Here is a 25839-nt window from a genome sequence, read left to right as displayed (position 1 = left end):
AGATAAGGAAAGGATGATTGGATGTCTATTGAAGAATTGGCCCCCCAAGCCTATAGATCTTTTCAAACTATATTAGCAAAAGAGCGTCTAAATCATGCTTATTTATTTTCAGGTGATTTTGCAAATTTTGAGATGGCCTTATACTTAACAAAAGCTATCTTTTGTCAGGATTTAAAAGACAAGCTTCCTTGTGGCCGATGCCGTTCTTGTCAACTGATTACAAAAAATGAGTTTCAGGACCTTACAATTTTGGAACCAACTGGACAAGTTATTAAAACAGAATCTATTCGAGAGATGTTAAAAAATTTTTCTCGGACTGGTTATGAAGGGGAGCAGCAAGTTTTTATTATTAGAGATTGCGAAAAAATGCATGTAAATGCTGCTAATGCTCTCTTGAAGCATATTGAAGAACCACAAAGTGCTTCTTATATCTTTTTATTGACTAACGATGATAACCAAGTTTTACCCACGATCAAAAGTAGAACTCAGATATTTCGTTTTCCTAAAAATGAAGATTATTTATCTAGGCAGGCTCAAAAAGCCGGACTACTGAAAAATCAAGCTGATTTAATGGCAAAATTAGCTAAAAGCCCTGATGACTTAGACAAACTCATTAAGGATTCTAAGATTTTAGAGTTTATAACTTTAAGTCAAAAATTTACAAAAAATCTACTAAGTAATCAGGAAAAAGCATATTTAGAAGTAAGTCGTTTAGCGACTTCGGCGCTAGACAAAAAAGAACAAGATATCGTTTTAAAACTTATTACCTATCATTTGGCCAATGATTATAATCAACCAAAAGCAATCCATTACCTGGACGGGCTCTATTTAGCAAGACAGATGTGGGAGAGTAATGTCTCCTTTCAAAATTCATTAGAATACATGGTGCTATCATGACAAGTACAATAGGTGTTAAATTTGTAGATTCGCCTGTAACAAGGTATGTTATATCAGAAAAAGATTTTCCACTTGGGACTTGGCTTGTAATTCAAAGTAGTAAGGGAGACCAACTTGGTCAAGTTACCCGTACTTTAAAAGAATTTAAAGAGACCCAATTACCCAAAGAGATGCCTCATGCTTTGCGTCAAGCAAATCAAATGGATATAAAGGCTTTTGTCACTAACAAAGATTTAGCCGAAAAATCAAAGGACAAAGTACGTGCTTTAATTGCCCAAAATCATTTAAATATGAAGCTAATTGATATCTTTTTTCCGTTAGATCGGAATTATGTCATGATTACATTTTCGGCGGAAGAACGTGTGGATTTCCGTCAACTCTTAAAAGACTTAGCGACATTATTTAAGACACGTATTGAGTTAAAGCAGTTAAATAGTCGAGAAGAAGCTAAGGTTTTTGGAGGTATTGGACCATGTGGCCGTCCACTTTGTTGTTCTAGTTTTTTAGGAGAATTTCCAACAGTGTCCATTAAGATGCTAAAAAATCAAAGTTTGTCATTGAACTCCGGAAAAAATTTAGGTTATTGTGGTAGACTTTTATGCTGCTTGCAATATGAAGATGACTTTTATAGTGAAAGTAAAAAGAAATTTCCAGATTTTGGTAGTATAGTCATGACAAATAATGGCCCAGCCCGTGTTCTTTCAATCAACATTTTTAGTGAGAGTTTAAAAGTCATTTTAGAAGATAAACAAACTGTTTTAACCTATCTATTAGAGGAGGTAACCATTGGTAAATAAAAGAGAACTATTTGATGCATTTGATGGATTTTCTCAGAACTTAATGATCACCCTAGCTGACATTGAAGCTATGAAAAAGCAAGTCCAAGGCTTAGTTGAGGAGAACACGGTCTTACGCCTTGAAAATACTAAATTGCGAGAGCGCCTCAGTCAACTAGAAAATGAAACTCTTGCTAAGACACCTTCTAAACAAGGAAATGAACATTTAGAAGGTATTTATGATGAAGGTTTCCACATCTGCAATTTCTTTTATGGCCAGAGGCGTGAAAATGATGAAGAATGCATGTTTTGCCGTGAATTATTAGACAGAAAGTTGTAATATGCAGATTCAAAAAAGTTTTAAAGATATCAAAACGACAGGTAGCTTGTACCTAGTACCTACACCGATAGGTAATCTTCAAGATATGACTTTTCGAGCAGTCGAAACCTTAAAAACAGTAGAATTTATTTGTGCTGAGGACACGCGTAACACGGGTATTCTTCTCAAGCATTTTGGAATTAATACAAAACAAATTTCTTTTCATGAACATAATGCTTTTGAGAAAATTCCACAACTAATAGAATTATTAGAAGATGGTCATTCGCTGGCTCAAGTATCTGATGCAGGTATGCCTTCAATTTCTGATCCTGGTCATGATTTAGTTAAAGAGGCTATAGCTCATAAGATCAGTGTCGTTGCCTTACCGGGAGCTTCAGCTGGGATAACGGGGTTAATAGCGAGCGGCCTTGCTCCACAACCACATCTTTTTTATGGTTTTTTACCACGAAAGGCAGGGCAGCAAAAAGCTTTTCTTGAAGAGAAAAAAAACTATCCGGAGACACAGATTTTTTATGAATCACCTTATCGTGTCGCCGATACCCTTTCCCATCTCTTAGAGGTTTATGGTGATCGTCAGGTTACTTTGGTCAGAGAGCTTACCAAGGTTTATGAGGAGTATCAAAGGGGATTAATATCTCAACTGCTAGAATATATCATTCAAAAGCCTTTAAAGGGAGAATGTCTTCTCATTGTTTCGGGTTATGATGCGAATCAGGATATAGATCAAGAAAAAGACGTTGACTATGTAGCTTTAGTGCAAGAAGAAATCAATCAAGGCTGTAAGCCAAATCAAGCAATAAAAAGAATTGCTAAAAAATATCAGCTTAGCCGTCAGGAACTTTATCAGACTTTTCACCAAAATCGAAGCTAATCCTACTTAGTTAGCCCTATTTATTAAAAAATGTATGGGTTTAGAATATTAATATAAAAGAATTATACTATTTTTACGGAAAACGTTTTTTGTTATAAAGGCTTTCAACATCAATACAAAAGTAAAATAAATTAAGGTATGAGGTGATCTAGGATGAGTCAAGATGAAGCAGTAGGATACATTTTTTTAGCAATTTACGGAGTTATTTTTATTATCGGAATGGTATCGCTTGTGATGTCTGCAATTGGGAACTGGCGCTTATTTCAAAAAGCAAATCAACCCGGGTGGTTTGCTCTGATTCCGATATTAGCTGGTTTTACCAAACATAAGATTACATTTGGTCAAGAGAACAGGTGGCTCTATTTTATAGGCTGGGTCATTTCTATCTATTTTTATTATACGCGCTTTTGCTTTGTTAGAGCTTTTGGTGGTTCAAGAGGACTAGCAGTTTTGAGTTTGTTTTTCCCAGGAGTTACAACTTTAATACTTGCTTTTGGCAAAGGATATCAACACAATACTTATCAACCGATTTTACATTTTTTGAGTAACAATTAAAAAAGCTAGTGGTGGGCGACTTTGCATTTGTTGCCTTACCACTGGCTTTTGTTATAAATCTTACTTGGGGTCTAAATTAACAGCGAATAGGAATTTGTGTGAACAAATGAGCAACCTCTTAAGCAATTTTAGTGCCATGAACAATAACAGTTCCTATTTTTTGGCTGAGGTCAAGAGCATTCTGAGCTGTAACACCGCCACCGATCATGATTTCAATTTTAGAAGCAGCATAAGAAACAATTTTCTTTAGGTGATTTATATTATCATAGATATCATTAGCTTCCATAGAACCATGCGTCAAAATTCTGACAAAACCGTAATCAATTAGCTGATCTATAGCATCAAATTGATCTTTTTCTGGAATATGATCAAAAGCCATGTGAAAAACTAAGGGTAGTCCCTGTGTCGCAGGTAGGAGTTGTTCAATAGCTTCAGTATCAAGTTGTCCCTCTTCAGTTAGTAAGCCCAAAACCAAGGCGTCTGAACCGGCTTCAACTGCTTTTATAATATCTTCTTCCATAGCTCTAAGTTCAATGTCATTATAAACAAAATTACCAGCTCTTGGCCTAATCATGGTTGCGACTGAAATAGACTTATCATGAAGTAAGTTACAAGCTTCTTTAATAATGCCAAAAGAAGGTGTCGTCCCACCGACAGCCAAGTTATCGCAAAGTTCAACACGATTAACCTCTAATCCATGTAATTGGTTTAAACTGGTTAGATTTTCTGCACAAAATTCTTTTATTAACATAACGTCCTCCTCTATCTATCTCAATTATATCATTTTTAGGAATAGGAAATAAGTTGGAAAAATCTTTGTAAAATTCTGAAAATTATGCTATACTCTGTATTATTATTCGATTCGGAGGTGTTTTATGACAATTTATAATTTCTCTGCAGGGCCTGCAGTCTTGCCAAAACCTGTACTGGAAAAAGCTCAAGCTGAAATGCTTGATTACCGATCCAGTGGCATGAGTGTTTTGGAATTGTCACACCGCTCCAAAGAATTTGAAGCAATCATTACAGAAGCAGAAAGCTTGCTTAGAGAACTAATGGGAATCCCTGATGATTATAAAGTTCTTTTTTTGCAGGGAGGAGCTTCAACACAATTTTCAATGATTCCTATGAACTTGGCCAAGGATAAGAAGGCTTATTATCACATAGCTGGTTCTTGGGGTAAGAAAGCTTACACAGAAGCGCTGAAACTAGCTAAAACAATTCCTTTTGAGCCTTTATTACTAGCTTCTTCGGAAAAAGACCATTTTACTAATATTCCCTTATATGATAAAGCGGTGATTGATCCTGAAGCTGCCTATGTTCACATCACAACAAATAATACTATTGAAGGAACAGCTATTTATGATTTACCAGATACAAATGGCGTGCCTATTGTTGCTGATATGTCTTCAAATATCTTGGCTGTTAGATACCAAGTCGAAGAGTTTGGAATGATTTATGCTGGCGCGCAGAAGAATATTGGACCAGCTGGTGTCACAGTTGTGATTATTCGTGACGATTTATTGAATCAAGAGCCGATGTTATCAAGCATGTTGGATTATAAGGTACATGTGGAGGCACACTCTTTATATAATACACCTCCTGTTTATAGCATCTATATTGCTAAAATGGTTTTTGAGTGGATCAAAGAGTTAGGAGGCTTAGATCAGATGGAACTTATTAACCGCGAAAAATCGGGCTTACTCTATACTTTTATTGAACAGTCATCCTTTTATAATAACCCAGTAAAAAATCCTAAGGAACGCTCGTTGTCAAATATACCTTTCACAACACCTTCTGAAGCTTTAGATCGTCTATTTATCAAAGAAGCTGAAAAGGCAGGCTTTAAAAATATTAAAGGTCATCGTAGTGTTGGTGGTATGAGGGCAAGTATTTATAATGCTTTTCCTAAAGAAGGCATTGTTGCTTTAGTCGACTTTATGGCTCAATTTGAAGCTCAAAATAGCAAGTAAATCGAGATGAAAAGAGGCAAAATATGGATATCAGACTAGCCTTTCCTAATGAAGTTGGTCCTATTATGGCAATTATTGAAGATGCTAAGACAGTACTGGCATCTTATGGAAGTGATCAATGGCAGGATGGCTATCCTACTGCAGATGTCATTATAGCCGATATTATTGATGGGGTTGGCTATGTGGCCTTAGAAGATGGTGACATTATTGCTTACGCAGCAGCAATTTTTGGCAATGAAGAAGCCTATAATGCTATCTACGATGGGGAATGGTTAACAGATAACAGACACTATGTTACCTTTCATCGTATTGCAGTTGCTAAAGACATCCAAGGGCAAGGTATAGCACAAACTTTTGTAGAAGGATTGATTGAGGGGTTTGATTATGACGATTTTCGTTGCGATACTCACGAGAAAAATTTAGCTATGCAAGCTATTCTGTCAAAATTAGGCTTTCACTTTTGTGGAAAAGTTCCCTTGTCTGGAGTGCGTTTAGCATATCAGAAACTCAAAAAAGAAGATGAAAAGGCGGTAAAATACCAAGAAATTGATGAAGACCGTCGTTACGATTTTTAGAAGCATAATCAGGAAGGAGTGCTGGAGAAGCAAGCCTTCCCAGTAAAAATAGATATGGTTTATAGTGTAAAAACTTTTAATAACATTAACCAAATTGGTTTAAAAGAACTTGGAAACCAATTTCAAATTGATGGTGATTTAGCAAACAATCCGGATGCCTATATTCTAAGGAGTGAGCAATTACACGGGCAGTTCTTTCCAAGTAATTTAAAGGCAGTAGCCAGAGCTGGTGCGGGAACAAATAATATTCCAGTTGACCAGGCTAGTTCAGAAGGGATTGTCGTTTTTAATACGCCTGGAGCAAATGCAAATGCAGTAAAAGAAGCAGTATTGGCAGCTATCTTAATGGCTGCTCGAGATTATATTTCTGCTAATCACTGGGCTAATCGATTACAAGGTGCTGATCTTGGTAAGCAAGTTGAAACTGGCAAGAAACAGTTTGCTGGAACAGAGATTAGTGGTAAAACGCTTGGAGTTATTGGTCTAGGTGCAATTGGGGGTAGAATCGCTAATGATGCCTATCGTTTAGGAATGAATGTTTTAGGTTATGATCCTTATGTCTCTATTGAGACTGCTTGGAGTATTTCAAGTCATGTTCAAAGGGTTAACGACCTCAAAGAAATATTTGCTAAATCTGATTATATAACGGTTCATGTCCCACTGACCCAAGAGACAAAAGCAACCTTTAATGCTGAGAGTTTTGCAATGATGTCAAAAGGAACAACTATTATCAATTTTGCGCGTGCAGAGTTAGTTGATCATCAAGCTTTGCTTGATGCAATTGAGACAGGCGTCGTTAAACGTTATATGACTGATTTTGCAAGTCCAGAACTTTTAAACAGGGAAAAAATTACTGTTTTTCCTCATGTTGGCGGTTCGACTAAGGAAGCCGAATTAAATTGTGCCATCATGGCAAGTCAAACCATTAGACGTTTTATGGAAACAGGGGAAATTACAAACTCAGTTAACTTTCCCAATGTTCACCAAGCCCTATCTGCTCCTTATCGGATTACTTTAATCAATAAAAACGTCCCTAACATTGTCGCGACCATTTCAACAGCAGTATCAGCTTTGGATATTAATATTGATAATATCATTAACCGCTCAAAAGGTGACTATGCTTACACCTTAATTGATTTAGACGAGGGCGACTTAGATAAGGTTAAGCAATTAGTAGAAGATTTTAAAGCTAGTGAGAATATTATTCGTGTGCGGTTGATTAAGAAGCCTTAAGATAAGTTCCTTGACCGTTGATGTTAAGGGATAAATTGAAACAAGGAATGGTTAGAAAAGTGATGAGCTTATCAAAAATAATTTATCATTCTCCCATTGGAGATATGTCCTTAATAGCAGATGAAGTAGGGTTAATTGGTGCTTGGTTTCAGGATCAAAAGTATTTCGAAGCCGGTATCTGTGAGGCTTCGCAACTTCAAGAGACTGTCGTGTTAAGGGAGGCATGTCAGTGGTTAGATACTTATTTCTATCAAACTCCACCCACAAAAGCTGATTTTCTTTCCATAAAGGGTTCAAACTTTCGTCAGAAGGTTTGGCGTTGCTTACAAGAAATTCCTTATGGAGAAACAAGAAGCTATAAAGAAATCGCAGAGATGGTTAATTGTGCTTCAGCACAGGCCGTTGGTGGTGCTGTCGGCCATAATCCCTTTAGTATTTTTATTCCTTGTCATCGAGTAGTAGGATCAGATGGACAGCTAACCGGATATGCTGGTGGTCTGGATAAAAAAATCTGGCTATTAGAGCATGAACAAGGTTTTTAGAAAGGATTCATTATGTACACTTTTTATGAATACCCTAAATGTTCCACTTGTCGTAAAGCAAAAGCTGATTTGAAGCAGTATCTATCTGATTTTGAGACAGTGGACATCAAGTCTAATCCTCCTAAGGCTGGGCTTTTGAAACAGTGGATGGAGAATTCAGACTTTACGATGAAGAATTTTTTTAATACTAGTGGCCATTCCTACAGAGAACTTGGTCTAAAAGATAAAATAGATCGTTTGACTCTAGAAGAGGCAACGCAGCTCCTTGCACAAGATGGTATGTTGATAAAGAGACCAATCCTAGTTAAGGATGGTAAAGTTCTTCAAATTGGTGCAAAGCAATCTTATGAGCGTTTTTTTAAATAAGAGTTGGGGAAGAAACTAACTCTTATCTTGACATTAAAAAAAGACCAAGTATTGAGTATATACTCAATACTTGGTCTTTTTTGGTCATTAGCTTGGTAATTCAGTGTTGATTTGCCACATGATACCGAATTGGTCGATAAAGTTAGCATAGGCTGGACTCCAGAACATTTCTTGGAGTTCCATAACAATTTCTTGGGCATTGACGGACAGTTTAGCATACAGGTCTTGAGCTTCTTCGATGCTATCAACAATAATTGCAGCAGACATGTTACCACCTGCTTTATACTCAAAGTCAGGATTTTCATCAGATAATTGAAGACGAATACCATTGAACTCCATTTGTGCATTCATCACGAGGTTTTCACGGTCTTTTGGACAATCTGGCACACCATCTTTCCAAAAGATTAAATTAGTGATTTCAGCTTTAAAGGCATTTTTGTAAAATTCAACAGCTTCTTTTCCGTTACCATTTGTAACTAAGTAAACATTCAATGCAGTAACCATTTTTTTCTCCTTAATTCAACGAGCTTGTTTGACGAATAGCGATGTAATGACCCTCGTTATCAGTGAAAGTGAAGTGAACCATACCTTGATATTCCATAATTGGGTTTGTATTAACCCCATTTTCAGTCAGGGTTTGGTACTCAGCTTCTAAATCATCAGTTTCCATCAAGAGTGAAGGAAATTCAAGGTTCATTCCAGGATTTGCCTGTGCTACTAAATCCTTATTGTGGATTCCAAATTTAGCAGCGGCATCATGTGAAGGTGCTACTTCATAAGATTTTATACCTTCAACATCTGTTTGATCAGTTATGACAAATCCCATCTTTTCTGTCCAAAAAGTCATTGCAGCTTCAGTGTCATTAACATAAAGCATTGTTGTTGATTTAGCAATCATTTTTTCTCTCCATTAATAATATATAGTTTTAGGTTATTATAGCCCTACTTTGGTAAATTAACAAAAAATTCGACTTGAAAACCTAGAATTTCAGTAACGTTTTTCTAGAAATTTTGATTTTATAACCTTATGTTTAACTGTTGAATCAATAGCCAAATGGAATGCTTGATACCCAAGCTGGAAGCTATGGTTATCAATACTGGGAAGATTTAAGATTTTTCCAGAGATTTGAGCCTCTTGGCTGACGACTAATGGTATCTTTTTTTTCTGTTGTTGGTAATATTGGATAACTCCTACGGCCACATCATCGCTATTAGTAATGATAGCATCAATCGTTTTATCCCCGAGAAAGTGTTTTGTAGCTTTATAGCCATCTTCATAGCTGGAAATATTGCCTAGACTATCAAAAGAAGAAGTATTGCCGAAGATGGACTCATAGGCAACTTTTGTTGATGTAAACGTTGCACTACTTTTTTCATTTCGTGTAAAGAGAAAGATAGGATGCTTTATGGGTTGGTTATGTTTTTTTAGAAACATCATCAGTTGAGAAAGCCCTATTTGACGGTCAATCGAAATACTTGAAAGAAAGGGTGAGTCTGTTTTTTCAAGCAGAACAATCTTACCGTACTTATGATAGGGTGCAATTTGGCTTATATCAAGATTTCGCGATGTAAAAATCAAAGCGTCAAATGCTTTGGCTCTGAGGCTATCAAGGTAAGCTAATTCTTTCTCTTTAAGATAATGTGAAGGAAGGAATTGCAGCTGGTAGTGGCTATCAAAAGCGGCTTCCACTAGACCTTTGATGATTTCAATAAAGTAAGGATGTTTTGTATGAGGAATAACCACTCCAACACGACTTGTTTTACCCCTGCTTAAATTTTGAGCATTTTGGTTAGGGTGATAATCAAGTTCTGCGATTGTTTTTTCAATCTTTTCTGCTGTTTCTTTGGAAACATAACCTGAATGATTGAGGTAGCGGGAGATAGTTGACGGTGCGACGCCAACAATTGTTGCAATGTCACGAATAGTTGTCATCGTTTTCCTTTCAAGTACTGCCATATACCATATGCTACACCATCTTGATCATTGGACTTTGTTACCAATTTAGCTTTTTTACGAATGTGTTCAGAAGCGTTGGCCATAGCAATGGCTGTTCCAACTTTTTCAAACATAGGTAAGTCATTATGACCATCTCCAAAAGCAGCAAGCTGGTGAGTTTGAAGATTTTCCAAATGTATAATATAGTCAATTCCCTTTGATTTTATAGCTTCTCTGCTAGTTATTTCTAAGTAGGCATGCCCGGACTGTTGAATCGTAATAGCCTCCAAACCTAATTGTATCAAATTTTCTCTCACAAGTTGCATTTCAAAAGGATCAAAGGTAATTAACATGATTTTAAAAATATTTTCGTTGGGATTTAAATACTTTTCTATTGGTAAAATTGAGGGTTTGAGCTGTGTTAATTGACTTTCAAAATCCAAGCCAGCATCAGTTTTAAAGCTGATCCAGTCATTTTTAAAATAATAAGATTGGCTAAGGTTGGGAAACTTTTCTTGAAGATATTTAATGAGGAAGTTGGCCTCAGTTTTTGGGATGTGCTCTTCTGAGAATGTTTCTAATTGGTCATTATGATAACGATAGATTAATCCTCCGTTAAAGCCAATTTGTAAGCCTTTCAATTCTAACGAGTCAATAGCTTCTTTCATCTCCATAGGCGCACGAGCAGAAACAAGAGTAATAGGAATTTCAGCCTTAAGAATAGCTTGAGCATTTGTTTCTGAGATGCGTCCTCTAGAATTAAGTAGTGTTCCATCCATATCTAAAAAAATTTTTGAGATTGTCATTTAGTCGTCCTCCAGAGATAATTTTTTTTTAGTATAATTTATGGAACCCATTCCATGTCAAGCTCAAAATAAAAAAAGAAGATTGTCTCTTCTTTTTAAAGATATTTACTGGCTTCTCGTATAGAAAGTGGAGCTAGTTTTTCCTGATGTTGTCTAAGAAAACCTCTAACCCAGTCAGGATTAGTTTTTGAATAATCTCTGAGGCTCCAGCCAATAGCCTTGTTAATGAAGAATTCTGATGTACCCAGATTATTTAAAATAATAGCTGCCAAGAGTTTGTGATTGGTTTTTTCTCTTTTTCCCAGTTGATGGTCGATGGCGATGCGTCTGATCCAAAGATCGTCAGACTGTGAGAAAGTGATCATTAATTCATCCCGTCTGGGATCAGAAATGCTGCCAAAAATATGATCAAAATGGTCTATGGTATCCCACCATTCATTACTGGAAGCATAAGCTAGCAATTTAGGCACATGGTCAAAGCTTAGCCATTTTTGCATAGCCTTAAGGTAATCACAGACAAAATAATGCATCTCCCGTTTAGGGTTTTTCCAAGCTAAATCTAGCAGTTCCCAATCAATGTTTTGAGCTTTTTTATCCTCTTTAATGATTTCTTTATAAATGAGCCGACGTGAGCTAGCTGGAATCCCGTAAAATACAAAATGATTTTTCATATAGGCTGCCATCTTTTGAGCTTGTTCAGGATTTGCCAAGGCTTGCATGTTTTCTTGTAAATGTATAAATCTTTCTTTTGAGGTCATTTTAGAGATCAATTTCAAGGAGAATTGGTGTATGGTCTTGACGAGCTCCAGAGTCAAGCATTTCGGATTTTAGGACCTTATCAGCTACTCTGTTTGACGTTAACCAGTAGTCAATTCTCCAGCCGGTGTTGTTCATTTTACTAGTCTTGCTTCGTTGGGCCCACCAAGTGTAGACATTTGGGATATCTCCGTGAAGATGACGGAAAGTATCCGTGAAGCCTTTTTCTAAAAGTGCGGTAAAGCCAGCTCTTTCTTCATCAGTGAAACCTGGAGAGCGACGGTTACTTGCTGGGTTGGCCAAGTCAATCTCTTTATGAGCGACATTATAGTCGCCTGTAGCTAGGACAGGTTTTTGAGCATCTAATTGCGCCAAATACTCAGCATACTTGATATCCCATTCTTGACGATCGGCTAGTCGTCTTAGGCCGTCACCAGCATTTGGTGTGTAAACTTGGGTAACAAAGAAGTCGTCGAATTCTAACGTAATAATGCGTCCTTCAGAATCCATGGTTGTTGGTGCTCCAATTTCTGGGAAAGTAACCACTGGATTTAGTGTTTGCTTATAAAGGAACATGGTTCCTGCATATCCCTTACGTGCGGGTTCAACAGAAGAACGCCAAACATGTAAGTAATTTGGAAAGTAATTTAAGATGCTTTCTAAGTGTTTTTTAGTAGGACCAGTGGCTGATAGTTTTGTCTCCTGGATAGCAATAATGTCAGCATCTTCACTGACTAGACGGTCAATAACGGCACGTGATAGTAGTGCACGTGGTGATTCTCCTGTTAAGGCAGCATTTAAGGAATCAATATTCCATGAGATGAGTTTCATATAATTCTCTTTCTGTAATTAAGTTAAGTCTATTTTAGCAAAAAATAGGCTAGCAAGCTATTTTTTTCAATCTCAAAACTATTTTAATCAGATTGGATAGACTTTGAAAGTAAATGGTTACTTAGATTATGACAATTTTTATACGGGATAAAAATCTAGATGCTTATTTTAAAAATTAATTTTTAAGTTTCACTCCACTTTTATAGTGTTTACGTTGAAAGTTGTGAAGCTGTTTGCTGAGCCAATGTTTACAAGAACAATGATATGATATATTCTTATTTTCTTCTCTAAATTGCTGTTCATATATAAAAAATTCACAAAGTTTTTTTCTAACATATTAAATAAACACTGTTAAGACAAGCTTTATATGGTCTTTTTATTATAAAAAGAAAAAGTTTGTGAAAAAATAAAGAGAATTTTCTTGACAGGTAGGTCTAATATTTATATAATATTAATATAAATTGAAAGCGCTAACAAATTATATTGATTTTATCTTGTAAAAAGAAAGGTTTTAGACTATATGTTTCAAGCAACATTAGCCGTTATTCCTATTTTATGGTTGATTCTATCTTTAGCAGTTTTCCGGATCCGAGGGGATTTGGCCTGTTTCATAGGATTAATCATCACACTTCTAACCAGTATTTTTGGTTTTCAGTTTAGCGTTGAGGATAGTTTAACCGCTGCTCTAGAAGGAGCGGTAATGGGCTTTTGGCCTATTATCTATATTATAGTAGCTGCTGTATTTACTTATAATTTGACCACAGCTTCAGGTGGAATGACTGTTATCAAACGTTTATTAATGACGATTACAGAAGATAAACGCGTTTTGGTGCTTATTTTAGCCTGGGGGTTTGGAGGCTTTCTTGAAGCTATAGCAGGATTTGGCACTGCGGTAGCTATTCCAGCAAGTATACTAGTAGCATTAGGAATGAAACCTTTACGGGCTGCATTGATCTGTTTAATTGCTAATACAACTCCCACGGCTTTTGGAGCTATTGGATTGCCTGTGACAACTTTGGCACAAGTCACTGGACTAGAGGTTAGGCAACTGTCAGTAATTGTTTCCTTGCAGCTCTTTATTTTGATTGTAGCTATTCCTTTTGTGCTCGTGGCTTTAACTGGGGAAGGTAAAGCGCCTATTAAAGGGGTGTTTAGTTTAACTTTAGCATCTGGCTTAGCTTTTGCTCTTCCTCAAGTTTTAGTTTCCCATTATTTAGGTGCAGAACTTCCTTCAATTATCGGCTCTCTCTTTTGTATCTTGGTCACTATTTTAATGGTGAAATATAGAGAAAGAGGAAGTCAGGCTAAGGTGGTAGATGAACCAGTTGCTCTAAAAGAGGGTTTTAAAGCATCCTTACCATTTATTCTTGTTTTTGTATTTATTATGCTGACCTCCTCACTGTTTCCAGCTATTAATAATGTGCTAGCCAAAGTTTCAACCACGTTATCTATTTATACCGGTGAACACGCAAAACCCTATACAATCAAATGGCTGACTTCACCAGGAACAATGATAATTCTGGCCACCTTTTTAGCAGGATTATTACAAGGCATGTCTTTTGGAGAAATTTTAAGAATTCTAGGAAACAGTATCAAACAGTTAACCAAAACGATGTTGACAGTAGCCTCAATTGTAGCTCTATCTAAGGTTATGAGCTACAGTGGAATGATCAATACAATCGCTATAAGCTTAGTGGCTGTAACAGGTGGTTTCTATCCTTTTATTGCGCCAGTTATAGGTACTCTAGGAACTTTCATTACTGGTAGCGATACCTCTGCTAATGTTCTCTTTGGTGAGTTACAGGTAAAAGCTGCTAATAACCTTAATATGAATCCCTATTGGATGGCTGCGGCCAATATGACGGGAGCGACAGCGGGTAAGATGATTTCCCCACAAAGTATTGCTGTAGCAGCAGTGGCTATTGGTTTAGAAGGTCAAGAAGGAAAGCTTTTAAAAGAAGTTATTAAGTATTGTGCACTCTATATTATACTAACTTGCTTTGTTGTTTTTGCTATTGGAAAAATGCTAGGATACTTATAATCAAACATGAGATTAATCTATTCCTAATAAAAAATAAGTGAGCATATATTTTGACATTAAAAAAGTGTTTTAATATAATTTAGTTATAATTTGTAAGCGTTATCAATTATTAAAAAGGAGAATATTAATGACAGATAATATTGAAATGGCAAATGCGGGTATTGAATTTAAAACGAGTAGTGCTGAAGGAAACGTTGACTTTGTGAATGTTTTTGATCTTGAAAAGATGGCGCAGAAAGTAATTCCTAAAGGGGCCTTTGGCTATATAGCAAGTGGAGCAGGTGACACTTTCACATTACATGAAAATATTAGATCATTTAACCATAAATTAATTGTCCCTCACGGATTAAAAGGTTTTGAAAATCCAAGTACGGAGGTAACTTTTGATGGAGATACCTTAACTTCTCCAATAATTATGGCACCTGTTGCAGCTCATAAATTAGCTAATGAGCAAGGAGAAGTTGCTAGTGCAAAAGGGGTTAAGGAATTTGGTACAATTTATACCACAAGTTCTTATTCGACTACTGATTTACCGGAAATTTCACAAGCACTAGGAGATTCACCACATTGGTTCCAATTCTACTATAGTAAAGATGATGGTATCAACAGACATATTATGGATCGCTTGAAAGCTGAAGGCGTGAAATCAATTGTTTTGACAGTTGATGCTACCGTTGGAGGAAACCGTGAAGTAGATAAGCGTAATGGTTTTGTTTTCCCCGTTGGCATGCCTATTGTTCAGGAATATCTCCCAGATGGTGCAGGTAAAACGATGGATTATGTTTATAAATCAGCTAAGCAGGCTTTATCACCAAAAGATGTTGAGTACATTGCTCAATATTCAGGTCTACCGGTCTATGTTAAAGGTCCACAGTGTGCAGAAGATGCCTTTCGTGCACTAGAAGCAGGTGCTTCAGGTATCTGGGTGACTAATCATGGTGGACGCCAATTAGACGGTGGTCCAGCAGCTTTTGATTCACTACAAGAAGTTGCAGAAGCAGTTGATCGTAGGGTACCAATTGTATTTGACTCAGGAGTCAGACGTGGTCAGCATATCTTCAAAGCTTTAGCTTCTGGAGCAGACCTTGTAGCTCTTGGCCGGCCAGTTATTTATGGTCTAGCAATGGGAGGTAGTGTTGGAACTAAGCAAGTGTTTGAACACTTAAATGATGAGTTGAAAATGGTGATGCAACTTGCTGGTACGAAGACAATTGATGACATTAAACATTTTAAATTGAGACATAATCCTTACGACTCTTCTATTCCATTCAGTCAGAATGCTTTAAAATTAGATTAAAATTCAACCTGCCCCTTTTTAAACGGGGCATTTTTTTAAACTCTATTAAAAAAATTGCCTTAGAACTTTGGCTACTATTCTCCGAAATCGATTGCATTTCCCTTAAATTTGTGATTAAATAAAAATTAATGTTCTATTGGAAAAATGATAGAAAAATATTAATTCAGGAGTTTAATTACAAGTGGAAAAGAAAGAACGATTTTCGTTAAGAAAATATAAATCAGGGACTGTATCTGTCTTAATTGGAACAGTCTTTTTTGTAGGAACGAGCCATGTTTCTGCAGAAGAAGCCTCAAGGATAACAACAGAGGAAATGCCGCAGTCACTGATTGCAAAAGAGTTAGTTCATTCAGATGAGCTTTCTAGTAATGAGGTTGGTGAAGAAGAACAACTTAAGGTTCTGACAGATGTTGGAACAGAAGGTTCAGACACTCAGGAGCTTAATCCAGAAAAAAGTGAAGTGCCTATAGAGGGCATTGAGCAAGAGTTACCTGCTTCTATTGAAGAGACTCCAATTAACACTGATACTCATGATTGGACGCAAGTGACAGGGGCTTGGGAAAAAGGCTATAAAGGGCAAGGTAAAGTGATTGCAATTATCGATACTGGAATTGATGCTAATCACAAAGCCATGAGAATTAGTGATATTAGCCGAGCAAAGTTCAAAGATGAAGAATCTATGAATCTACAAAAAGCTAAGGCAAACATTAACTATGGGAAATGGCTTAATCAAAAGGTTGTTTTTGCACACAACTATGTTGAAAATAATGATAAGGTTAAAGAGGTTAAATTTGACTTTGATTTAGACGATGCTTCTTTCCTAGATTCTATTGAGAGTACTATTATTCAAAGTGTAGATAAAAGAAGACGCCGTGTTTATCCGAGTTCAACTAGTGATAAACCTAAAGAAACAGTGATTCAAATTAATCCAGACGATTTTAGTCAGTTCATTGATTGGACAAGTGAAGATGATGATAGTCAGTATGAGTCTCATGGGATGCATGTTACCGGTATTGCTACCGGAAATCCCCTTGAATCATCGCCTACAGGAGAACGTTTCTTAGGGGTGGCGCCAGAAGCTCAAGTTATTTTTATGCGCGTCTTTGCTAATGACTTAATGGGGACAGGGGAAGCACTCTATATTAAAGCTATTGAAGACGCAGTAGCTTTAGGTGCTGATACTATTAATCTTAGTTTAGGTGGACCTAATGGTTCTTTCTTAGGAGGTAATGCTTCCTTAATGGCTGCTATTGAAAAAGCTAAAAAATCCGGCGTTTCGGTTATTGTAGCAGCAGGCAATGAGCGTTTATTTGGTTCTGATCATGCAGACCCTTTTGCGAGCAATCCGGACTATGGTATTGTTAACTCACCTTCAACGGGAAGAATTCCAACCTCTGTTGCAGCTGTTGATAACAAAATTGTAATTGAACGCTTAATGAAGGTTGAAGGTTTAGAAAATCGTGCTGATTTAGATCATGGAAAAGCCCTTTATACAGAATCGACAGATTATAAAAAAATCCAAGAAGAACTTTCTTTTGATAAAAATTATGATTTTGTTTATATTAATCAGCCAAGTGACGAAGCTTATGAAGGAAAAAACGTTACCGGTAAGATAGTCCTTATTGAGCGTAATCCTAAATATCTTTATGTGGAATTGATAGCACAAGCTAAAAAGCATGGTGCAGCTGGTATTCTTATTTTTAATCATATACCAGGTCAATCTAATCGTAAAATGCAACTAAGTAAAGAAGGACAAGTTCTCCCATCGGCTTTTATTTCACATGAGTTTGGTAAAGCGATGTCTCAACTAAATGGCTCTGGGACAGGACGCTTGAGTTTTGAAAGTAAACTATCAAAAGCAAGCAACCAAAAAGCTAATCAAATGAACCATTTCTCTAGCTGGGGTTTGACATCAGATGGCTATTTGAAACCAGATATCACGGCGCCTGGAGGAGATATTTATTCTACTTATAATGATGATCATTATGGCAGTCAAACTGGAACAAGTATGGCGTCTCCTTATATTGCAGGAGCAAGTTTACTTATCAAGCAATATCTTGAACAAGAACACCCAGATATTAAAGCAGAAGAAATGTCGGACCTTATTAAGAATTTGTTAATGAGTAATGCAAGCATTCATAAAGATCCTAAGACCGAATTAATAACGTCTCCACGTCGTCAAGGTGCTGGAATTATAAATGTGGATGCGGCCATAACAAGTGGCCTTTACATAACTGGTGATGATCATTATGGCAGTGTTTCTTTGGGGAATGTTGGAGAGAAAATCAGCTTTACAGTAACTGTACATAATATTTCCAATCAGGCTAAGAAGCTTCGTTATGTAACGGATCTAATGACAGATAAGATTGTCGACGGTCGTTTTGACTTAAATTCAGTACTTTTGAAATCATATCAAGGTCATATTATTGAAGTTCCTGCTAAGGGGAGACAGTCTGTTACGATTTCTATAGATGTTTCTGAGTTTACGAAAGCACTTACTGAACAGATGCCTAATGGGTACTTCCTAGAAGGTTTTGTGCGTTTTGAAAATGCTGAAAATCAAGTGAAAGATAAGATAAATATTCCATTTGTTGGCTTTAAAGGAGAATTCCAAAACTTAGCAGTTATTGAGGACTCTATTTATGACTTAAAAGCTAAGGGAGAAAAAGGTTTTTATTTTGAAGAATCTGAAACTCCTGACGAGGTATATGTTGGAAAACATTATACAGGCTTAGTGACCATTGGTGCAGATACTAATGTCTCAACCAAAACAATTTCTGACAATGGTCTTCATACTCTTGGAACATATCGAAATAAAGATGGCAAGTTTATCTTGACAAAAAACCAGTCTGGGAAAGTTGTTCTTGCAATTTCTCCAAATAGTGATAAAAATCAAGATTTTGTTGCCTTTAAAGGTGTCTTTTTAAGAAAATATAAGGGACTAAAAGCAAGTGTTTATCGTGCTGATGATCAGCAACGTCAGAACCTACTGTGGACAAGTCAACCACATAATGGTGATAAGAATTATAACAGTGATATTCGTTTCCCTAAATCGACAACCTTATTGTCAACTGATTTTTCGGGTAAAACTTTAAGTGGTGAGGATTTACCAGATGGCAAATATCAATACGTCGTTTCTTATTACCCAGATATCATCGGAGCAAAACGTCAAGAAATGGTGTTTGACATCATTGTCGACCGTGCAAAACCTTTACTGAAATCTGGTAGTTTTAATCCAAAAACAAGAGAATTCAAAGTTCTTGATGTTACTGATCGTGGTCAATCGGGTATACTTAGAGAAAGTGTTTTCTATTTAGAAGAAAAAGATGGCAAACCATATACTATTTCAATAAACCAGGGCTTTAAGTATGTATCTGTATCTGATAATAAAGTCTTTGTAGAAAAATCGAAAAATGGTGGCTTTATATTACCGCTTGATAAGGCAAAATTAGCTGATTTTTATTATATGGTAGAAGATTTTGCGGGTAATACTGCCATTGCAAAACTTGGTCAACAATTACCAGATCAGATTGGTGACGATATTATCACTATCCCGCTAAAAGATGGTAATTATCAAAGCATAGAAGATAATTTGGTGATGACTGATGGTGATTCTGGCTTAATCACTAATCAATCAGATATTATGATTACTAATCGTAATCGATCGCTTAGTCGTTTAGCTAAGGCTAATCAGGCTAAGATTATTCTGTCACCTAATGGTAAAGGTAATAGAGATTTCATCGCCTTTAGAGGGCTACCAGGTAAGGTTTATCGTGATCTAAGTGTAAGTGTCTATAGAGCGGATGATAAGGTAAATAGCTCTGCTATTTGGACAGCGCCTCAAAATGCTTCAATTGATGATTTAAGCACAACAAGCTGGAGTGGTCAAACGCAGTTAGGTGAGAAAGTTCTATCGGGTGCTTACCGTTACGTTATCACTTACCGTGATGCTTCAGGCCAACTCATAAAGCAAGAGCATGAGGTGTTTGTTAGTCATGAGGAACCTATTATTACTAAAGCTATTTTCCGTAAGGACGGTGACAAGGAGTTCTTTAAACCAGGGAAAGTCTTCGAACCTAACAATGTTGGCATAGCTCGAGAAGAAGTTTTCTATGTGTTAGAAAAAGATGGGCGTAAATATGATATTGATACAAGTAAAGATATTGTATCTATTAGTGATCGTCGTGTCCTTATTCCTAGAAATGAGGACGGTAGCTATACTATTCCTAAAATTGAAGGTGTAGCCGCAGCCGATTTTTATTATTTAGTTGAGGATAAGGCTGGTAATATTGTTTATTCAAGCTTGTTGCCAATGAGAAGTGTTTCTGATGGTCATGGTATTCTAGATATTTCTTTAGTTTATAATAACAGTGTTGATAGACCAAAAATTCCTATTACCTATCTAGTGAGAGATGAAAAAGGTCAAGCTCTTGATAAATTAACTTATTATGACGATCGCTCCCAAGTGCTGATATTACCTTTTGGCAAATATAGTTTGGAATTATTAACTTATGATCAAAATGTAGCAGAACTTATTTCTCCAAAAGTATTTACGTTTGAATTAAGTCAAAGTAATGACTTTGTTCATCACGCCTTTATCACAAGGAAATCTGAGTCTGGAATGGTTAGAGTCATTTTTGATAAGTTGTTACCAAAAGGAAGCAGTGTTTCCTTACAATCAGAAAATGGTCAACTTATAAATCTAGATCAATCATTATATGTGCCAACTGCCTACGGGGCTTCCGTTAGGGACGGTCATTATAACATTATTGTGACTTTACCAGAAGGCTACCAAATAAGTGGAACTACAAGTATTAAGGCTCTTCAAAATGACGTTATTGAAACGCATTTGCAAATCATGTCTAAGAGATCTCTTGTAACTGGTGGAACACATTTTGAGCTTCCAAATGAAGTATCTAAGCCGACTATTCAAAATAGGGTAGAAGCAGGTCAAAATACGGAGAAAGCTTCGCAAGCTAATGGGACAACTTGGCAGCTACCAACAACGGGAGATAAGCAATCTTTCCTAGCTATGCTGATGGGAATTATCCTTCTTTGGATGGCTAAGTTAGGCCTTTCTAAAAAAATGAAAGAAAAATAAAAAGTTTAACTAAATAGTCTATAAAAGGCTGGCATATTGCCAGTCTTTTATACTGCTTAATGCAGTAAACTTTCTGCAGGTATGGTATAATAAGATTCATGATAGTTTATCATTAAAAAATATTTAGGAGAATGAGATGAAAAAACAGGTTCAATCTTTAACGGGGTTACTCTCTCTACTAATCATTGTAGTCTATTACTGGGTAAAACTGCCTCCAATTAATCCCTTGAGTGGCGATTTTTGGGTCTTTCTTATTTTCCTTCTGTTTCTTTTAGCTGTTAATATTTTTGTCATGTCACTTACTAAAGGGTTGACAGAGCTATTTCAAAGGAAATATTCCCAAAATCAAGCTAAAGATGTCACTCGATATTTTAATTTCTTCTCAGGGACTGTGCGCTGGCTCATCCTTATTATCTTAGCTATCGCTATGGGGTTGGCCTTGATATCAGTGCTAAACTCAAGAGTTTTGCGGGCGAAGAGTTATGCTAAGGTGATTAAGGTTAAAGATGCTGATTTCAAAACAGATTTTCCAGAAAGTGATATTTCAACTTTAGCACTCTTAGATAGAGAGTCTGCAGAAAAAATTGGAGATACCTATTTAGGAACTATTGATAAAGTTTCACAATTTGGTATTTCAGATGAATACCGTCAGATTACTATTGGAAAGCAACCTTTTCGAGTATCCCCATTGGAATATAAAAGTTTTTGGAAATGGGTGACAAATCGTCAAGAGGGGATTAGTTACTATGTCAAAGTCAATCAAACTACTGGTAAAGCTGAGCTAGTAAAATTATCAAAACCGATGAAATACTCAAATTCTGAATTCATGTTCCGCGACACCATGCGTCATTTACGTTTTAGTCATCCATTTACTATTTTTTCTGATCCATCTTTTGAAGTAGATGATGATGGAAATCCCTTCTATATTGCAACCACTTATGCTCCAAAATTTGGGTTATCATCAATGGATCCAAATGGTGCAATCATTCTTGATGCTGTGACAGGAAAATCGCGTTACTATAGTTTAAAAGAGATTCCTAAGTGGGTTGATCGTGTCTACTCCGCTGAAAATGTTATCAAACGGGTAAATGATCATTATACCTATCAAAATGGTTATTGGAATACCATTTTTAGCCAGTCAGGTGTGAAAAAAACAACTGATAGTTACAACTATATTACAATAGGATCAGATATCTATTTATATACAGGAATTACTTCTGCTACAGCCGATTCCTCAAACCTTGGCTTTATCCTAGTTAATATGAGAACACGCCAAATTACTAATTACAGATTAGCATCGGCTACAGAGACTTCTGCCATGAAGTCAGCAGAAGGTGAAGTTCAAGAAAAGAACTATAAGGCAACTGCGCCAACACTTGTTAAATTGAATAATAAAGCCTTTTATCTTATTCCGCTGAAAGATGATGCTAGTTTGGTCAAATCTTATGCCTTAGTAGATGCAGAAGATTATCAGCAAGTAACTGTTAATAACGATATTTCGAGCTTAATTGCCCAATTTACAGACCGAGATACAAGCGGATTAACTTCCCTAGGAAGTTCGACTAAGAAAGTAAAAGTAATTCAAGGCCAAGTCCAAGAGGTAGCAAGTCAAATTGTCTCAGGAACAAGTATTTACTATTTGATTTCTGATGGAAAAATTTATAAAGTAAAAGCAAGTAGGGAAAGTTCAGATCAGCTTCCATTTCTTAAGGTTGGAGACCGCTTTAAAGCAGAGTTGGGAGAAGAGAACTTCTTGCAAAACTTCAAGATTGTCGAAAACTAATAGCAATCAAGGTGGATGAATTTTTCATCCACTTTTTCTGAAAATTTATCCTCAAGCTAATTGTTTTCTAAAATTAGCTGTGCTATACTAAATTTAATCTTATAAAAGCTTTCGGTATTTATCTAAAGAAAGAACTATGAAAGCTATTTGGGCTGAAAAGTGCCTCATATTCAAAACTTGTAAAAATACTGGCTAACAGTATTTTTATTTTGTTATTTGTGAAACGGAAGGGAAAATGTCAAATCAATCACGAAAAAACAAACGGAAAAGACACCAAGTCTATGAAGGAATTCGCTGTGCTTCAGCTTTGACTTTTATCAGTGGATATGTTAATACTTTCACATTTATGACTCAAGGAAGACGCTTTGCAGGTGTTCAAACTGGAAATGTGATGTATTTAGCTATTCGTATAGCCGAAAAAAACTACCTTCAGGCCTTGGATTTTTTAGTACCTATTTTCTTCTTTATGTTGGGACAGAGTTTTGCTTACTTTGCTCATAGATGGTCCAACAAACATCATCTGCATTGGCATTTACTGGCTAGTGCGACGCTTACTACCATAGCCTTAGTGACAAGTCTAGTGACGCCATTTACAAGCCAATTTATAACCGTAGCTGCACTGGCTTTTTTTGCATCAATCCAGGTGGACACCTTTAAGTCTTTACGAGGAGCCAATTATGCCAATGTCATGATGACGGGCAATATTAAAAATGCAGCTTATATATTAACTAAGGGGCTATATGAAGGAAATAAAGAGCTCATTCTTATTGGGCGTAATACTTTGATTATCATTATGACTTTTATTTTAGGAGTTATTTGCTCAACATTTTTATCTTATCAATTTGGTGAGCTGGCACTTATAGCCATGTTGCTTCCTTTAAGTTATGTCAATTATTTACTCTTAGCAGAGCATCTCTATATTCAACGAAAAATCAAACCAATTGTTGGCAGATAAGTTCCTGGACTTGGTTTTTTTGCCAATTAGAATATGCTATAATAAATTAATATCTCTTGAGAAGGTCGCTAAAACCGGTTAGAGAAGAAATTGATAAGGTTTCATTAGCCTTGAAAGGAAATCAAATGACTGATAAAAAACCATTTTATATTACAACACCTATTTACTATCCATCAGGAAAATTACATATTGGTTCTGCCTATACAACTATTGCTTGTGATGTTTTAGCTCGTTATAAGCGTTTGATGCATCATGATGTCTTTTATCTAACAGGACTTGATGAGCACGGTCAAAAAATTCAAACTAAAGCAGAAGAAGCAGGAATAACACCACAAGCATATGTTGATGGTATGGCGAGAGATGTTAAGAAACTTTGGTCTTTACTGGACATTTCTTATGATAAATTTATTCGCACGACAGATTCTTATCATGAAGAAGTAGTGGCTCAAGTTTTTGAAAAATTATTAGCCCAAGATGATATTTATTTAGGAGAATATTCAGGGTGGTATTCTGTATCAGATGAAGAATTCTTTACTGAAAGTCAATTAGAAGAAGTTTTCCGAGATGAAAACGGTAAAGTAATTGGTGGTATTGCTCCTTCTGGACACAAAGTTGAGTGGGTATCAGAAGAGTCTTACTTTTTACGTCTGAGTAAATATGCTGATAAGTTAGTAGCTTTCTTTAATGAACACCCTGAATTTATTCAGCCTAATGGTCGGATGAATGAAATGCTTAAAAACTTTATTGAACCTGGTTTGGAAGATTTAGCTGTCAGTCGGACAACTTTTACCTGGGGAGTCAAAGTGCCATCAAATCCAAAACATGTGGTTTATGTCTGGATTGATGCGCTTCTTAACTATGCAACGGCCCTTGGTTATGCTCAAGAAATGCATGAAGATTATGACAAGTTCTGGAATGGTACTGTCTTCCACATGGTTGGTAAGGACATCCTGCGTTTCCATTCCATCTATTGGCCAATTCTCCTCATGATGTTGGATATGAAATTGCCAGAACGCTTGATCGCCCATGGTTGGTTTGTCATGAAAGATGGTAAAATGTCTAAATCTAAGGGCAATGTTGTCTATCCAGAAATGTTGGTTGAACGTTATGGGTTAGATTCTCTTAGATACTACCTAATGCGTAGTTTACCTGTTGGTTCTGATGGTATGTTCACACCCGAGGATTATGTTGGACGGATTAACTATGAGCTTGCTAACGACTTGGGTAATTTACTAAACCGTACCATTGCTATGATTAACAAATACTTTGGTGGTCAAATTCCAACCTACCAAGCAGGTGTGACGGATTTTGACGCTGATTTAGAAGCAATTGTAGCTGCACAAATTGAAGAATACCATGTGCAAATGGAAGCAGTTGACTATCCTCGTGCTTTAGAAGCTGTTTGGACTATTATTTCTCGAGCTAATAAATACATTGATGAAACAGCTCCTTGGTTACTAGCTAAAGAAGATGGCAATAAAGAAGATCTAGCATCTGTCATGGCTCACTTGGCAGCAAGTCTGCGCGTAGTTGCACACTTGATTCAACCATTCATGATGGAAACCTCTAATGCTATCATGACTCAACTTGGTTTAGAAGCGGTAGCAGACCTAGAGGATCTTTCATTAGTTGGTATTGCGGCTCAAACCACAGTTATTTCTAAAGGCCAACCTATTTTCCCACGCCTTGATATGGAAGAGGAAATTGCTTACATCAAGGAACAAATGGAAGTCGGCTCTGTGCTTCCTCAGGAAAAAGAATGGATTCCTGAAAACGTTGAACTCAAAGCGGAAAAAGAGGAAATTAAATTTGAAACATTTGATGCTGTTGAGATTCGCGTAGCTGAAGTCAAGGAAGTTTCTAAGGTCGAAGGTTCGGATAAATTGCTACGCTTCCGTCTTGATGCAGGAGATGGAGAGGATCGTCAAATTTTATCTGGCATCGCTAAATTTTATCCTAACGAGCAAGAATTAGTTGGGAAAAAATTGCAAATCGTTGCTAATTTGAAACCTCGTAAAATGATGAAAAAGTATGTCAGTCAAGGAATGATCTTATCAGCGGAGCATGGTGATCGTCTGACTGTCTTGACAGTTGATCCGCAAGTTCCAAATGGGTCGGTGATTGGTTAAGTTGCAAGTCAAAAAAACTATTTCCAACTAGCAATGGTTGAAAATAGTTTTTTCTTAAGCATTCTTTAACCTTAAGCCG

The 25839-nt window shown here is 36.5% G+C and carries 23 protein-coding genes; 16 read left to right on the top strand and 7 right to left on the bottom strand.

The features are described 5' to 3' along the window. Positions 1-21 precede the first annotated feature (21 nt). The 5 genes from DQM45_RS07440 (at position 22) to DQM45_RS07420 (ending at position 3439) form a co-directional block, all read left to right on the top strand. Positions 22-897 (top strand): DNA polymerase III subunit delta', encoded by an 876-nt coding sequence (locus DQM45_RS07440; RefSeq protein WP_003082707.1) that lies wholly within the window; start codon positions 22-24, stop codon positions 895-897. Beyond that, positions 894-1694 carry a regulatory iron-sulfur-containing complex subunit RicT gene (gene ricT, locus DQM45_RS07435; RefSeq protein ID WP_003084825.1) on the top strand — a complete coding sequence of 267 codons (801 nt, stop codon included), beginning with the start codon at positions 894-896 and terminating at the stop codon, positions 1692-1694. Before DQM45_RS07440 ends, ricT begins: the two co-directional genes overlap by 4 nt. A gap of 43 nt (positions 1695-1737) precedes the next feature. Then, positions 1738-2013, top strand: coding sequence for a DNA replication initiation control protein YabA (gene yabA, locus DQM45_RS07430; protein WP_050791098.1), 276 nt, complete (start codon positions 1738-1740; stop codon positions 2011-2013). 1 nt (position 2014) lies between these two features. Then, positions 2015-2884, top strand: a complete 870-nt coding sequence (rsmI, locus tag DQM45_RS07425; protein ID WP_003085138.1) for a 16S rRNA (cytidine(1402)-2'-O)-methyltransferase — start codon at positions 2015-2017, stop codon at positions 2882-2884. Between the two features lie 153 nt (positions 2885-3037). Beyond that, positions 3038-3439 (top strand): DUF5684 domain-containing protein, encoded by a 402-nt coding sequence (locus DQM45_RS07420; protein WP_003083763.1) that lies wholly within the window; start codon positions 3038-3040, stop codon positions 3437-3439. Positions 3440-3557: 118 nt separating this feature from the next. Here DQM45_RS07420 and DQM45_RS07415 read toward each other — a convergent pair whose 3' ends face one another. After that, positions 3558-4190 carry a copper homeostasis protein CutC gene (locus tag DQM45_RS07415; RefSeq protein ID WP_003085476.1) on the bottom strand — a complete coding sequence of 211 codons (633 nt, stop codon included), beginning with the start codon at positions 4188-4190 and terminating at the stop codon, positions 3558-3560. A 124-nt stretch (positions 4191-4314) separates the two neighbouring features. Between DQM45_RS07415 and serC the strand changes: the two genes are divergently transcribed. The 5 genes from serC to DQM45_RS07390 all read left to right on the top strand — a co-directional run bounded on the left by serC (position 4315) and on the right by DQM45_RS07390 (position 8125). Beyond that, positions 4315-5409, top strand: a complete 1095-nt coding sequence (gene serC, locus DQM45_RS07410) for a 3-phosphoserine/phosphohydroxythreonine transaminase (protein ID WP_003083841.1) — start codon at positions 4315-4317, stop codon at positions 5407-5409. Between the two features lie 23 nt (positions 5410-5432). Next, positions 5433-5984: a GNAT family N-acetyltransferase gene (locus tag DQM45_RS07405; RefSeq protein ID WP_003082703.1), complete on the top strand. Its 552-nt coding sequence runs from the start codon at positions 5433-5435 to the stop codon at positions 5982-5984. A gap of 54 nt (positions 5985-6038) precedes the next feature. Further along, positions 6039-7217 carry a phosphoglycerate dehydrogenase gene (locus DQM45_RS07400; RefSeq protein WP_039984906.1) on the top strand — a complete coding sequence of 393 codons (1179 nt, stop codon included), beginning with the start codon at positions 6039-6041 and terminating at the stop codon, positions 7215-7217. Between the two features lie 62 nt (positions 7218-7279). Next, positions 7280-7759, top strand: coding sequence for a methylated-DNA--[protein]-cysteine S-methyltransferase (locus tag DQM45_RS07395; protein ID WP_039984904.1), 480 nt, complete (start codon positions 7280-7282; stop codon positions 7757-7759). Positions 7760-7771: 12 nt separating this feature from the next. Next, positions 7772-8125: an arsenate reductase family protein gene (locus DQM45_RS07390; RefSeq protein ID WP_003083509.1), complete on the top strand. Its 354-nt coding sequence runs from the start codon at positions 7772-7774 to the stop codon at positions 8123-8125. 87 nt (positions 8126-8212) lie between these two features. Here DQM45_RS07390 and DQM45_RS07385 read toward each other — a convergent pair whose 3' ends face one another. The 6 genes from DQM45_RS07385 to DQM45_RS07360 form a co-directional block, all read right to left on the bottom strand. Next, entirely contained in the window at positions 8213-8629 is a 417-nt protein-coding gene (locus DQM45_RS07385; protein ID WP_003085653.1) for a VOC family protein, read from the bottom strand. Between the two features lie 10 nt (positions 8630-8639). Next, entirely contained in the window at positions 8640-9023 is a 384-nt protein-coding gene (locus tag DQM45_RS07380) for a glyoxalase/bleomycin resistance/extradiol dioxygenase family protein (protein ID WP_003082772.1), read from the bottom strand. A gap of 90 nt (positions 9024-9113) precedes the next feature. Further along, complete coding sequence (locus tag DQM45_RS07375; RefSeq protein ID WP_003084607.1) at positions 9114-10058, bottom strand: LacI family DNA-binding transcriptional regulator; 945 nt, start codon at positions 10056-10058, stop codon at positions 9114-9116. Further along, entirely contained in the window at positions 10055-10867 is an 813-nt protein-coding gene (locus tag DQM45_RS07370) for a Cof-type HAD-IIB family hydrolase (RefSeq protein ID WP_003082664.1), read from the bottom strand. The genes DQM45_RS07375 and DQM45_RS07370 overlap by 4 nt, the downstream gene beginning before the upstream one ends. Before the next feature lie 95 nt (positions 10868-10962). Continuing rightward, entirely contained in the window at positions 10963-11625 is a 663-nt protein-coding gene (locus tag DQM45_RS07365; RefSeq protein WP_003084253.1) for a DNA alkylation repair protein, read from the bottom strand. Between the two features lies 1 nt (position 11626). Next, complete coding sequence (locus DQM45_RS07360; RefSeq protein WP_003083343.1) at positions 11627-12454, bottom strand: exodeoxyribonuclease III; 828 nt, start codon at positions 12452-12454, stop codon at positions 11627-11629. 520 nt (positions 12455-12974) lie between these two features. Here DQM45_RS07360 and DQM45_RS07355 point away from each other — a divergent pair. The 6 genes from DQM45_RS07355 (at position 12975) to metG (ending at position 25760) form a co-directional block, all read left to right on the top strand. After that, positions 12975-14495, top strand: coding sequence for an L-lactate permease (locus DQM45_RS07355; RefSeq protein ID WP_003085505.1), 1521 nt, complete (start codon positions 12975-12977; stop codon positions 14493-14495). A gap of 127 nt (positions 14496-14622) precedes the next feature. After that, positions 14623-15792, top strand: coding sequence for an L-lactate oxidase (gene lctO / locus DQM45_RS07350; RefSeq protein ID WP_003083895.1), 1170 nt, complete (start codon positions 14623-14625; stop codon positions 15790-15792). A gap of 181 nt (positions 15793-15973) precedes the next feature. Beyond that, entirely contained in the window at positions 15974-20893 is a 4920-nt protein-coding gene (locus DQM45_RS07345; protein WP_003086035.1) for a S8 family serine peptidase, read from the top strand. Between the two features lie 136 nt (positions 20894-21029). Beyond that, entirely contained in the window at positions 21030-22676 is a 1647-nt protein-coding gene (locus tag DQM45_RS07340) for a hypothetical protein (protein ID WP_003084419.1), read from the top strand. 235 nt (positions 22677-22911) lie between these two features. Next, positions 22912-23631, top strand: a complete 720-nt coding sequence (locus DQM45_RS07335; RefSeq protein ID WP_003082857.1) for a YoaK family protein — start codon at positions 22912-22914, stop codon at positions 23629-23631. A 125-nt stretch (positions 23632-23756) separates the two neighbouring features. Then, complete coding sequence (gene metG / locus DQM45_RS07330) at positions 23757-25760, top strand: methionine--tRNA ligase (protein WP_003085322.1); 2004 nt, start codon at positions 23757-23759, stop codon at positions 25758-25760. Positions 25761-25839: the final 79 nt, after the last annotated feature.

Source organism: Streptococcus porcinus, assembly GCF_900475415.1.
GTDB classification, from domain to species: domain Bacteria; phylum Bacillota; class Bacilli; order Lactobacillales; family Streptococcaceae; genus Streptococcus; species Streptococcus porcinus.
Note: the sequence above shows the minus strand (reverse complement) of the source record. Positions and strands in the feature narration are given on the sequence as shown.